This is a genomic window from Candidatus Melainabacteria bacterium RIFOXYA2_FULL_32_9, assembly GCA_001784615.1.
In the GTDB taxonomy this organism is placed as follows: Bacteria; Cyanobacteriota; Vampirovibrionia; order Gastranaerophilales; family UBA9579; genus UBA9579.
Genome location: MFRQ01000040.1, coordinates 1 through 12495, shown reverse-complemented (window position 1 = coordinate 12495; position 12495 = coordinate 1). Strand labels below are relative to the sequence as shown.

Genomic DNA, 12495 nt, shown 5'->3' with positions numbered 1-12495 from the left:
CCTTATTCCCACCAACTTGAATATTTTACTTAATTTACTGATTTTATTTTTCTTTATTTAACATACAAGCAATTCGAGTTACCCAAATAAATAAATTGGGGTTAGTAATTTTGGGCAAGAAATGTTTGAGTATTATATATTCTTCGTAGTCGTGTTAAATAAAAACATCATATTTTAGTACTATTGGATAAACGATCATAGCCAAGTAAAATAATAAGGGGTATTAGCCTAAATAACACAGGTTTTGCATATTTTTAACCGCTTTTAATGAGTTGGAGGCATGAGTGGAAAACTTCAAAAATAAAGATTATTATCAGATTTTAGGAGTTAATCCCAATGCTACTGAAAAGGAAATTAAAGCAGCATACAGAGCTCTTGCCAGAAAATACCATCCTGATGTAAATCCGGGAAATAAGCTATCTGAATCCAAATTTAAAGAAATTGGAGAAGCTTACTCATTTTTGATAAATGTTAGTAAGCGAAGACAATATGATATTTTAAAGGGATACAAAGAGCCAGCTAAAAAGGCTGATACTGAGCAAGCAAAAAAACAAGCAAAAGCCGCTTATTCTGAACAAAAAGATGAAGAAAATTTAAAAGCAGATTTTAAGCAACAAACAGAGAAGAAAACCTTTAATAGTGTATTTTCAGATATATTAAACGGTATTTTTACTAAGGTTAAAGATACTGATACTACAGTTAAAACTGAAAAACAAGCTGAACAACCTAAAGACCTTCCAAAACGTGGGGATGATATTACAGCAGATATTAGTATATCCATTGTAGAGGCGCATAATGGCACTGTAAGAAAAATAAATATTTTACATACAGATACATGCGGCCAGTGTAAAGGTAAAAGATATGTTAATAATAATCCATGTATTGTTTGTGGAGGAAATGGGGAAATTTCTACTCACAAGAAAATGAGTGTAAAAATTCCAGCTAATGTTAAAGAAGGCTCTAAAATTAAGATTGCAAATGAAGGAAATAAAGGTCGTAATGGTGGAGAAAATGGCGATCTTTTCTTAATAGTACATATACAAAAACATTCAATATTTACTTTTGATAATATTAATGTGCTTTGTGAAATTCCAATTACAGTTACTGAAGCAGCTTTAGGTACAGAAATTCAGGTACCTGCCGTTGATGGATTTGTTAATATGAAAATCCCTTCTGAAACTCAGTCAGGTCAAAAATTTAGGCTTGTAGGACAAGGAATTCTTGATTCAAAAACAAATAAAAGAGGAGATCAACTTGTTACCGTCAGAATAGAGATTCCTAAGAATTTAACTGATAAAGAAATTCAATTATTTCAGGAACTCGCAAGAATAAGAAAGTTTAATCCAAGAGAAAATATTATTTATGACAAAGAATGAGACAAATATTATTGAAATTTTTTCATCAATTCAAGGAGAGGGACCATATATAGGTTATAGGCAGCTTTTTATTAGATTTGCTCTTTGTAATTTAAATTGTGCTTACTGTGATACAGCATTTTCTCCTGAGGAATATTGCAAAATTGAGGTTTGTCCCGGGTCGGGTTCATTTAAACAGGTAAAAAATCCTGTTACAGTTGAACAATTGATACATGAGATTGATAGACTAAATTATTTTCACCATCATAGTTTGAGCTTAACAGGAGGAGAACCCCTTCTTAATAGTGAATTTATAAACAATTTTCTATCTGAAATTCAAGAAATAAAAGCAAATAATAATCTAAAAATTTATCTTGAAACAAATGGCACACTTTCTGAAGAGTTGATAAAAGTAATTAAAAATATTGATATTATTTCTATGGACTTTAAGCTTGAATCATCTTATGGAAAAACTGCTCCATGGGATAAGCACAGAGAATTTATAAATATAGCGCAGAAAAATAACAAAGAAATATTTGCAAAAGTTGTCGTTACAAGCAAAATTAAGCCAGAAGAGGTTTCTCAAATAATTAGTTTAATATCTGGTTTAGGCAAAAAGATCCCTGTGATTCTCCAGCCTGTGTTTTCAAAAGATAAAGCACTTATTCCAGAACCTGTAAAAGTAATGGAAATTCAAGAAGCTTTACTTAAAAAGTTGACCGATGTAAGGGTAATACCTCAGGTACATAAGTATTTAAGTTTGCTTTAGTTCACTTTTATTAGCGGCATAAATAGCAAAATTTTTTACCAAGCCCGAAGGGTGAGTCCTGACAATAATATATGTATTTTGTAATAAGCTTTTTATCATATCTAGTCTACAGCCTTTTCGGCCAAGCCAAGCTTGCCCTGCAAGGCTTTCGCTTTTACCTTATCAGGACGAATTTAAAAAATTTTTGCTGAAACTAAATCCTCAAAACCCATATATTATGTATAAAAGCAAAGCAGCTAATTATTGATTATATTTTGGATGTTCAATTAATCCAACACGATTAATAGGCCAGAATCTGAAATATGCTTTTCCTATAATTCTATCTTCAGGTAAAAATCCCCAGAATCTGCTATCCTGGCTGTTGCTCCTATTATCACCCATCATAAAATAATTGCCTTTAGGAACTTTAACCGATTCACAATACATGCCCGGTGAACAGCCTATTCTGGAAAATTCTCTTTTATATGACTCATTAAGAGGTTTTCCATTTATATAGACTCCTTCTCCATCTTTAATATTTATCATGTCTCCCGGGACGCCTATAATTCTTTTAATATATGCCGTATCAGAATTAAAATATCCTACTAATCTGGTAAATTTAGACCAGGGAGATTGATCAAGTTTTTCAAAAGGAGGATAAAATACAATGATATCTCCTCTTTGTGGTTTTGAGAAGCGTGTGCTAACTTTTTCAATAATTAATCTGTCACCTTCAATAAGCGTTGGTTTCATTGAAGCTGTAGGAATCCATCTTGGCTCTCCAAGGAAATTTCTTATTAAAATTACTAGAACAAGAACTACTATTACTGTTTCCAGGATTTCTCTGGTAAAATTCCAGGCTTTTCTATATTTTGATATGCCTTCTTGTTCACTTTCTGTAATGTTTTTATTTTCTTCAGTCATTATTTTTAATTTTCTCTTAGAATATCTATTTACAAAAAACTATGAATATCAATTTAATTTTTTAATTTATCTCATTTTATATTATTGCTCAATTTGAATATTTTTTCATAAGACTAGTATATTAAAAACATAGTTTAAACAATATTTTTATTTAGTATTGTCAGAAGCATTATTTTTGTTTGTTATACAATGCATAAAAAATGCATTAATCTTTCCCATAAAGTCTTCAAGGCTAATTGGTTTTGTAATATAGTTGTTACATCCAGCCTTTAGAGCTTTTTTAATATCAATTTCTTGAACATAAGCAGAAATAACGAATATTGGAAGATTTTTTGTAGAATCATCAGATTTTACAATTTTAATGATCTCAAGACCATCTATATCAGGAAGCTGAAGATCCATTAAAATAAGATCTATTTTGTCTTTGTACTCTTTGATTTTCTCAAGAGCTGTATTGCCGTCATATGCTTCAATAATCTCATATCCATAAAATACGAGAACATCTCTAATAAGTTTCATATTAGCTGTATTATCTTCAGTTATTAATATAGTACCTTTTTTATTCATTTATGAGATTTTCTGCTTTATTTTTATTATCTTGCCCATCTAATTCTATAATTGGAAGAGTAAAATAAAAAGTTGCTCCTTTTTCAGGCTCACTTTCCACCCATATTTTCCCACTGTGCATTTCTACAAGTTCTTTTGTAATTGTAAGACCAAGCCCTGTACTGCCTTGTCTTCTTGCATAAGAGTTATCTACCTGTTGAAATTTATGGAATATTTTTTCGTGATATTTGGGATCAATACCAATTCCATTATCCTTTACATAAATTCTTAGATTATTGTCAATCTTATCGATTCCAATCTCGATTTTATCTCGTTCTGGTGAAAATTTTGCTGCGTTACTTAGAAGATTATATAAAACTTGTTGAAATTTCCTATAATCGGCATATATTTCCACACTTTTATTTTTGCACAATATTTCGATAGTTATTTTTTTCTTATCTACAATAGCTCTTATTACATTAAGAACCTCACAAACAGCAGGATATACGGTGAATTGTTTTTTATAAATCTGCATTTCTTTTGCTTCAATTTTGGATAAATCAAGTAAATCATTAATCATGCCAAGAAGATGTATACCACTTGTATGTATGTCATCGATATATTCTTCTTGTTTTTCATTAAGAGAACCAAAGATTTTAAGTTTTAATGCTTCTGAAAAACCTATTATGGCATTGAGAGGGGTTCTGAGTTCATGAGAAATATTAGCGATGAACTCATTTTTTAACTTATCAGCTTCAAGTATTTTAAGATTTTGCTCTTTAATGACCTCTAGAGCTTTTGTCCTTTCGATAACATTTTCTTTTAATATTTTAAGTTGCATTTTAAACACATTACTTAATTCAGCGTCTTTAACCGAATAGGCAGCTGAACTTGTAAATGTTTCGGCTATTTTTAGATCTGCATTTGAAAAGAAATTCTCTTGCTCTTTAATAAGCACGATTATTCCAAATAAAGTTTCTCTGATAGTTAACGGGGATGCAATGTAAGAAAAAGGTAGATTTAGCTTTAAACCTAACCCTTTCATTAGATCCATAATTGCAGAATTTAATGAGATATCAGTAATAGTATCAGTATTAGCTTTATTGGATTTTATTAATTTGTTTAACAGGGAACTACCGCCAGGTAAGCTTCTTTCGTATTGCTTAATACTATCAATTAAATTTCTTGAGGCTTTTAAGTTTAGACTGTCTCCTTCAAGAAACATTATTACTGCTTTATCATAATTTATGATCGATCTTAAGTCATTTAGAATAAGTTCAAGGGTATCATCAAGTTCAAGATTTGAATTTAAAATCTTTGATACTTTATCTAAAGATTGAATTAGTTTTTTTATGCTACTTTCTTGTGAAAGTGCCTCAGAAAGTATGGTTGAAATAGCTGTAACTTTATTAGCTGTCTTTGAGAAAACGGTTTTTGTAGGTATAAATGTCTTATTTTTGGTGATAATATTTATTTCTTTAGATATTTCACCGGATTCAACAAGTTCATTTTTAATTTCACTTATTCTGAAGTCAAAAATATTTTGGATATTTAATGATTTTAATTCTTTATCGGATTTAATATCCAGAATATCAAGAGCAGCTTTGTTTGCACTGTTAACATTGCCTTCTTCATTGAATACAAATAAGGCAATTTCACTAGTATTATTTAGAACTTCCGTTAAATCTAATTTATTTTCCTGATCCAAATTTATTTATCCAATATAATAATATAAATGATGTTACATATATATTATATAAGTAAAGAGTTAACTTTGGGAATATCTTCATAAAATTTGAGTTAATTAAAGATGATTAAAGAAAAACCAAAAAGAATAGCAGTGGCTAGTTGCACAGGTTGGGCAACTGAAGCAGCTGGTAAAGTTATTGAATCAGGTGGAAATGCTTTTGATGCAGCAATATGTGCTGCTTTTGAGTTAATGATATCTAATCCTCTTATGTGTAGTATTGGCGGAGGTGGTTTTGCAGCTGTTAAATCAGCTAATGATGAAGTTAAGATAATTGATTTTTTTGATTGCATGCCGGGTAAGGGATTAAATAAAGGGTTATTTGGCAAGAATGCAAGAATAGTAGACTTACCGTATGGGACAGGAATTCAGGTTATATCAGGACATTCTTCAATTGGGGTTCCCGGTACTTTAAAAGGGCTTGAATATATTTCTAAACAATACGGACTTTTACCATTAAAGGAAGTATTACAGCCAGCTATAGCTAATGCAATAACCGGTGTTCCAATGAATTCACCTATGGCAAGATATTTGGCTATTTCGGCGGGTCCTTTACATTGGTTTACTGAATATTCAAAAAAGTTATTATCAACTCCGGATGGTGAAATTCCAAAAGAAGGATTTTTATATAAAAATCCTGATTTGGCCAACACCCTTAATTTAATAGCACAGTATGGCTCAGATATTGTGTATAAAGGAGAAATTGGAGAGAAAATTGTAAATGAAGTGCAATCAGGTGGGGGCATTCTTACACTTGAAGATCTTTCTAATTATGATGTCATAATTAGAAAACCTATATTTACTGAGTATGGCAAATATAAAATCTATACTAATCCTCCTCCATCTGTTGGCGGATTAACCCTAATTCAAATGTTAAAGGTAATATCAAGGCTGAATGTTACAGAATATAATCCAGTTATAGTTTCAAAATTAGGAAAGATCATACACACGGCACTAACAGACAGATATTCTTGTATAGAAGAAGGAAGAAAAGACTTTAAGGAATATTTTAAATTAGCAGAAGATAATTATATTCTTGAAAAGTATAAAAATATTTTACCAAGTCCAAGCACTACTCATGTATCCTGTGTAGATGATCTTGGGAATGCTTGTAGTATTACTATGAGTATTGGGTATGGATCTGGAGTTGCAATTCCAGAAACAGGAATATTAATGGATAATGTTCTTGGGGAATTGGAGCTTAATCCTCTTGGTTTTCATGCTCTTGATCCGGGAGAAAGACTTGTTAGTAGCATGAGCCCTACAATTATATATAATGATCTTAAGAAAGATATGTTAGTTTTGGGTACTCCTGGTGCATCCAGAATCGCTACTTCTTTGATGCAAATAATAATTAATATAAATAATTTGAATATGTCATTAAAAGAAGCACTTAGCGCACCAAGAATTCACTGGGAAGATAATAAATTTGCTCTTGAAGCAGGTAGAGATTTTGATGAATCTGAAATTCCTCCTGAATGGGAAGTAGTTAGATTTCCTGATATAGATATGTATTTTGGCGGTATTCAGTGCGTAAAATTATTTGGTGATGGAAATCTCGATGCAGCTTCTGATCCAAGGCGATGTGGAGTTGGTAAAGTATTTAAGATGTAGAGGTATAAATGTTTGATATTGCATTTACTCTGTTAATTCCAATTTTTCTAGGTTTTTTTGCTGGCTATTATTTGGATAAGAAACTTAATTCAAATATTCCGGTATGGACTATAGTGTTTACTATACTAGGAGTAATAACTGGAATGTGGAGCGTATATAAGCGTTATTCTAAATGATAATTTCTAAATTTTAATTTTATTTTTAAACATACGTAAGTAATAGATGATATTATTTTAGGCAAAAATCAGTATTTACATTTTTCTAAAAGTCTTTATACTATATGAATATATGATTATAACAATATAATTAATTTGAGCTGGACAATAGAAGAGGCTGGAAATTGGCACAAATAGAGTTTGGAGAGCACTGGATATCCCATTTGGGTCCATTAGAAGTACATATGGATACTCTTGTAACCACCTGGATTTCTATGATATTACTTATATTATTGGCTCTCGTAATTACCAGAAATCTCAATAGAATTCCAGATGGACTTCAATCATTTGCCGAAATGGTAATGGAATTTGTAGAAGGAATTTCCATTGATCAGATGGGTAAAGAAGGATGTAAGCATGTAGCGCTTATAGCTTCATTATTCTTGTTTATTCTTGTTGGTAATCTACTAGGACAATTGCCCTGGAGAATTTATCACCTGCAACAAGGTGAATTTGCTTCTCCAACCAATGATTTAAATGTTACTGTTGGACTTGCTCTTATAGTATCTGCATATTATTTTATAGCAGGAATATCTAAAAAAGGTTTGAGATACTTTAAACATTATCTTGAACCATTCTGGTTCTTGCTACCAATTAACATGTTGGAAGATCTTACAAGGCCACTCACATTGTCATTACGACTTTTTGGAAATATTTTGGCTGGAGAGGTTATTATTTTAATAGCTCTAGCATTTGTACCATTACTTGCTCCTATTCCTGTAATGTTATTTGAGTTATTTGTAGCCTTCTTACAGGCATTTATCTTTACAATATTGTCAGCATCATATATTGGTGCTGTGTTAGCTGAACATGATCATTAAAGAAATAATTGAGTATATTAGGAGGTAAATTTATTATGGATCCAAAAACTGCTGCTATATTAGCTATGGGTATCGCTGTTGGACTTGGAGCTATTGGTCCTGGAATCGGTATGGGTTTAGCTGTTGCTTCTTATATGGATTCTGTGACTCGTCAGCCAGAAGCAGAAAATAAAATCAAGCCATTCTTATTTATTGGTCTTGGCCTTATGGAAGCTCTTGCTATTTATGCATTGGTAATAGCACTTATTCTTCTTGCAACACAAGTATTAGCCTAATAATTTAGGATTAAAAGATGTTAGAGATAGATGGTACACTAATAGTAGTTATCATAAGCTTTCTTGCATTCATGGTCATAATGCAGAAGATTTTTTATGCTCCTATGACTGAAATTAGGCAGGATCGTAATAATTATATTAATGATAATTTAGAAAAGGCCAGAATAACACGCGAAGAATCTGGCAATATAGTTAAAGATTATGAAAACACGATTACACAGGCTAGAATAAAAGCTAATAATATTGTTTTTGACTCTACTTCATCTGCAAATAAAGATAAATCTCAAGTCATTGGAGACACCATGAATGAGGTGAATAATCAAGTTCAGATCGGAAGAGAAAGTATCTTAAATGACAAAAATAATGCAAGAGAAGCTTTAAAACCTCAAATTATATCTCTTGCTCACTCGATTTCTGCTAAAGTATTAGGTGAAGAAGTTCCTTTATCAGCAGGTTTAACAGAGGAAATGATAGATAAAGCATTGAACAGGTAATTTACGATGATTTTAGATAATTTATATTTAGTACTAGCGCAAGGCGAAGTTAGCGCTGAACCTATCGGAGATCCGCTGGAAGTTCTTTTCCACTCAAATGTTCTAAACTTTGTCTTGGTAATTGTTTTTCTTGTATGGTTAGCAAGAAAAACACAAGTTTTCTCTGCAATATCAGTAAAAAGAAATACAATAATTCAAAAAATTAAGATTTCAGAAACGGAAAAAGTTAATGCTGAAGCAGAACTTGTATCGACTAAAAAACAGGTAGCAAAGTCTGATGTAGAAGTTCAAATTATAACTAAAGAAGCAAAGGAGATTGCTTCTAGCTTATCCAAGCGTATTCATAAGGAAGCTGATATTGAATCCGATGAAATGCGAAATAAAGCACAAAGGATGTTACAAGCTGAAAGTGCAGTAGCTTCTAATGACGTTATGCAGGATATTTCAAAAGCTGCTTTTTATATAGCTGAAGAGCATATTAAGCAAGCAGTTGATGAAAAACTGCATAAAAAATATATTGATGAATTTATAGATAACTTAGAGAATTTAAAGGTATAGTTTTTGCTGTATGACTAAAGGAAATAATATAGGATTATCAACAATAGCTGATAGATATGCAATTGCCATGATTGATCTTGGTGAAAAAACAAATCAGCTTGATATACTTGGAGATGATTTATCAAAGATTAATAATACATTTAAGTCAAATCCTGAATTGCTTAAATTTTTGGAGCATCCAACCATTACTGCTGATGACAAAAAGGATGTTATTAATAAAATATTCAAAGATGCAGTGACTGATTATGCTCTAAGCCTAACAAAACTATTACTGGATCGAAATAGAATATTCTTGTTTCCTTATTTAGTAAGTCATTATAATGATATTCTGAGTAAAAAAAGAAATATTACTGTAGCTAAGATTATTACAGCAATTGATATTGATGATGACACAAAAAATAGAGTTAAAGACAAACTTGAAAAGGCTTTAAGTTGTAGTATTAAGCTTGAAACAAGAATCAATCCCGACATAATTGCAGGTATGGTGATAAAAATTGGTGATAAAATCATAGATGGTAGTATAAAAACAAAATTAGAGAATATGAAAAAGCAGCTAATATAGAGGTATAAATATATGACTAGCATTAGACCTGATGAAATAAGCTCAATAATTAGAAGTAAGATTGAACAGTATGAAAGTATACTTGAAATTTCTGATGTAGGTACTGTTATTGAGGTTGGTGATGGTATTGCAAGAATCTATGGCCTAAGGAAGGTAATGGCGAGTGAGCTAATTGAGTTTCAAGATGGTCATGGAACACTTGGCTTAGTACTTAACCTTGATGAAGATAGTGTTGGTGCTGTTGTACTTGGTGAATATAAATATATTAAAGAAGGAATGATAGCTAAAACAACAGGAAAAATTGCTTCTGTTCCTGTTGGTGAAGCTTTAATCGGAAGAATTATAAATCCTATCGGGGAACCTTTGGATGGAAAAGGACCAATTAATACAACTAAAACCAGAGCAGTAGAAAGAGTTGCTCCTGGTATAGTTGAGAGAAGATCAGTTTACCAACCATTACAAACAGGTCTTACTTCAATTGATGCTTTAACTCCTATAGGAAGAGGCCAAAGGGAATTAATTATTGGTGATAGACAGACAGGTAAGACAGCTATTGCAATAGATACAATTATTAACCAGAAGAATTATGATGTTATTTGTATATATGTTGCAATTGGACAAAAAACTAGTTCTATTGCACAAATAGCAAAAGTCTTAGAAGAAAATGGAGCTATGGATTATACTATCATAGTTGCAGCTTCTGCTAATGAAACTGCTCCTCTTCAATATATTGCGCCATTTGCAGGAGCTTCTATTGGAGAAGAATTCATGGAGCAAGGTAAACATGTTTTGATAATTTATGATGATCTAACAAGACATGCCTGGGCATATAGAACCATGAGTTTATTACTCAGAAGACCGCCTGGTAGAGAAGCTTATCCAGGAGATGTTTTCTATCTCCATTCAAGATTATTGGAAAGGTCGGCTAAATTATCCGATAAATTAGGTGGTGGTAGTTTAACTGCTCTTCCAATTATTGAAACTCAGGCTGGCGATGTTAGTGCTTATATTCCTACAAACGTAATCAGTATTACAGATGGCCAAATTTTCCTTGAAACAGATTTATTTAATGCTGGTATAAGACCTGCTATTAATGCTGGTATTTCAGTTTCAAGGGTAGGTGGGGCTGCTCAAACTGCTGCAGTTAAGTCTGTTGCTGGAAGATTAAGACTTGACCTCGCACAGTTTAGGGAGTTAGAAGCATTTGCTCAATTTGCGAGTGATCTTGATAAATCCACTCAGGAACAATTAAGAAGAGGCCAAAAATTAATTGAGTTACTTAAACAGCCTCAATATAGTCCATTATCGGTTGCTCAAGAGTATACGATACTTTTTGCTGCTGATAAAGGTATACTTGATACGATTGATAGTGATAAAATATCTGAGTTTAAAACAGAATGGTTTAAATATTTGACTGCAAACTTGCATGACGTGGAAACTAAACTAAATGTTGGTAAAAAACCATCTGATGAAGAGCAAGAGATGCTCTATAAGACTCTAGTAAGATTTAGAGATTCTGTATTTACAACAGTAGCAGCTTAGGAATAGATTATGCCTAGTTTAAGAGATATAAAAAGACGAATAAAGAGTATCCAGAATACTCAAAAAATAACTCAAGCAATGCGAATGGTAGCTGCTGCTAAGGTTAGAAGAGCAGAAAGCAAGGTAAAGGCATCAAGACCGTTCTCAAATGAATTGGTAAAATCCTTTCAAAGGCTTCTGGCAACTAATCCTGATGTTCAAAGTGGCAATGTTCAATCTAGTAAGGCTTTGGACAATTATCCTGCTTTATTAAGCCGAAGAGAATTAAAGTCGGTGGGTTTATTAATTGTAAGTTCTGATAGAGGACTAGCAGGTGCTTATAATGCTAATGTTGTGAGAAAAGCTGTTGCCAGAGCTAAAGAGTTAGAGAAAGATGGAATAAATACTAAATTTTTTGTAGTTGGTTTAAAAGGTGTAAGTGCATTAAAAAGAGCTCATGTTGACATCACAGAAACGTATGTGAGAATGCCTGCTGTTCCAACAATAGGTGAAGCTAATGTAATAGCTGAAGACTTATCTGAATACTATATAAAAGGAGATATTGACAGGATTGAGATTATAACCACTCATTTTAAATCGATGTTGTCATTTGAGGTTCAGTTGTGGCAGCTTTTACCTGTATTAATTCCTGTTGAGTCTTTAAATGAAGAAGAAACAAGAATTCGTTCTGAGATGATTTTTGAACCAAGTCCTGAAGCTGTTTTACAAAAAATAGTTCCTCTTTATGTAACAAATAGAATTTATCAGGCATTAATTGAGGCTTCCGCAAGCGAACTTGCTGCAAGGATGTCGGCTATGGCCTCTGCTACCACCAATGCTGGTGATATGATTCGGCATTTAACAATTGTATATAATAAAGCAAGGCAAGCAGCGATTACACAGGAAATTCTGGAAGTAGTAAGCGGCGCTGAAGCTTTATAGATAATTATTGAATAATAGTCTTTATAAATTTATACAGCATCCTTAATTAAGGATGCTGCTTTTAAACTCCTTATACTATTTTCAATAAAGTATATTAATTCCGTCACTGGTGCTAATGCACATAATTAAGTCCTCGTTGGAATGATTGATGACTTAAATAAGTGATGTTATTA

13 protein-coding genes are annotated in these 12495 nt (G+C 32.0%); 10 read left to right on the top strand and 3 right to left on the bottom strand.

Annotated features, from left to right (window positions below):
* Positions 1-284 precede the first annotated feature (284 nt).
* Both A2255_05855 and A2255_05850 read left to right on the top strand, forming a co-directional pair.
* Positions 285-1376, top strand: coding sequence for a hypothetical protein (locus tag A2255_05855; GenBank protein OGI22052.1), 1092 nt, complete (start codon positions 285-287; stop codon positions 1374-1376).
* A complete protein-coding gene (locus A2255_05850) occupies positions 1363-2124 on the top strand; it encodes a hypothetical protein (protein OGI22051.1) in 762 nt (253 codons plus the stop codon). Before A2255_05855 ends, A2255_05850 begins: the two co-directional genes overlap by 14 nt.
* A 240-nt stretch (positions 2125-2364) precedes the next feature.
* Here the strand turns inward: A2255_05850 and A2255_05845 are convergent, their stop codons facing one another.
* The 3 genes from A2255_05845 to A2255_05835 form a co-directional block, all read right to left on the bottom strand.
* On the bottom strand, positions 2365-3027 hold the full coding sequence (locus A2255_05845; GenBank protein OGI22050.1) for a signal peptidase I: 663 nt from the start codon (positions 3025-3027) through the stop codon (positions 2365-2367).
* Between the two features lie 147 nt (positions 3028-3174).
* Positions 3175-3594, bottom strand: a complete 420-nt coding sequence (locus tag A2255_05840) for a hypothetical protein (GenBank protein OGI22049.1) — start codon at positions 3592-3594, stop codon at positions 3175-3177.
* Entirely contained in the window at positions 3587-5281 is a 1695-nt protein-coding gene (locus A2255_05835; GenBank protein ID OGI22048.1) for a hypothetical protein, read from the bottom strand. The genes A2255_05840 and A2255_05835 overlap by 8 nt, the downstream gene beginning before the upstream one ends.
* Before the next feature lie 102 nt (positions 5282-5383).
* Between A2255_05835 and A2255_05830 the strand changes: the two genes are divergently transcribed.
* The 8 genes from A2255_05830 to A2255_05795 all read left to right on the top strand — a co-directional run bounded on the left by A2255_05830 (position 5384) and on the right by A2255_05795 (position 12322).
* The gene (locus A2255_05830) at positions 5384-6934 is read left to right on the top strand and encodes a hypothetical protein (protein OGI22047.1); all 1551 of its coding nucleotides are present in this window, start codon (positions 5384-5386) and stop codon (positions 6932-6934) included.
* A gap of 316 nt (positions 6935-7250) precedes the next feature.
* Positions 7251-7970: an ATP synthase F0 subunit A gene (locus A2255_05825; GenBank protein ID OGI22046.1), complete on the top strand. Its 720-nt coding sequence runs from the start codon at positions 7251-7253 to the stop codon at positions 7968-7970.
* 35 nt (positions 7971-8005) lie between these two features.
* Positions 8006-8245 carry an ATP synthase F0 subunit C gene (locus A2255_05820; protein ID OGI22045.1) on the top strand — a complete coding sequence of 80 codons (240 nt, stop codon included), beginning with the start codon at positions 8006-8008 and terminating at the stop codon, positions 8243-8245.
* 17 nt (positions 8246-8262) lie between these two features.
* Positions 8263-8739 carry a hypothetical protein gene (locus A2255_05815; protein ID OGI22044.1) on the top strand — a complete coding sequence of 159 codons (477 nt, stop codon included), beginning with the start codon at positions 8263-8265 and terminating at the stop codon, positions 8737-8739.
* 6 nt (positions 8740-8745) lie between these two features.
* Entirely contained in the window at positions 8746-9297 is a 552-nt protein-coding gene (locus A2255_05810; protein OGI22043.1) for a hypothetical protein, read from the top strand.
* 10 nt (positions 9298-9307) lie between these two features.
* On the top strand, positions 9308-9859 hold the full coding sequence (locus tag A2255_05805; GenBank protein OGI22042.1) for an ATP synthase F1 subunit delta: 552 nt from the start codon (positions 9308-9310) through the stop codon (positions 9857-9859).
* 12 nt (positions 9860-9871) lie between these two features.
* Positions 9872-11401, top strand: coding sequence for a F0F1 ATP synthase subunit alpha (locus A2255_05800; GenBank protein ID OGI22041.1), 1530 nt, complete (start codon positions 9872-9874; stop codon positions 11399-11401).
* A gap of 9 nt (positions 11402-11410) precedes the next feature.
* Positions 11411-12322 (top strand): ATP synthase F1 subunit gamma, encoded by a 912-nt coding sequence (locus A2255_05795; GenBank protein OGI22040.1) that lies wholly within the window; start codon positions 11411-11413, stop codon positions 12320-12322.
* Positions 12323-12495 lie beyond the last annotated feature (173 nt).

Bases quoted from the DNA above. Each gene is read 5' to 3' on its own strand.
- A2255_05850 (OGI22051.1), top strand. From the start codon at position 1,363: ATGACAAAGAATGAGACAAATATTATTGAAATTTTTTCATCAATTCAA.
- A2255_05845 (OGI22050.1), bottom strand. From the start codon at position 3,027: ATGACTGAAGAAAATAAAAACATTACAGAAAGTGAACAAGAAGGCATA.
- A2255_05840 (OGI22049.1), bottom strand. From the start codon at position 3,594: ATGAATAAAAAAGGTACTATATTAATAACTGAAGATAATACAGCTAAT.
- A2255_05830 (OGI22047.1), top strand. From the start codon at position 5,384: ATGATTAAAGAAAAACCAAAAAGAATAGCAGTGGCTAGTTGCACAGGT.
- A2255_05820 (OGI22045.1), top strand. From the start codon at position 8,006: ATGGATCCAAAAACTGCTGCTATATTAGCTATGGGTATCGCTGTTGGA.
- A2255_05815 (OGI22044.1), top strand. From the start codon at position 8,263: ATGTTAGAGATAGATGGTACACTAATAGTAGTTATCATAAGCTTTCTT.
- A2255_05810 (OGI22043.1), top strand. From the start codon at position 8,746: ATGATTTTAGATAATTTATATTTAGTACTAGCGCAAGGCGAAGTTAGC.
- A2255_05805 (OGI22042.1), top strand. From the start codon at position 9,308: ATGACTAAAGGAAATAATATAGGATTATCAACAATAGCTGATAGATAT.
- A2255_05800 (OGI22041.1), top strand. From the start codon at position 9,872: ATGACTAGCATTAGACCTGATGAAATAAGCTCAATAATTAGAAGTAAG.
- A2255_05795 (OGI22040.1), top strand. From the start codon at position 11,411: ATGCCTAGTTTAAGAGATATAAAAAGACGAATAAAGAGTATCCAGAAT.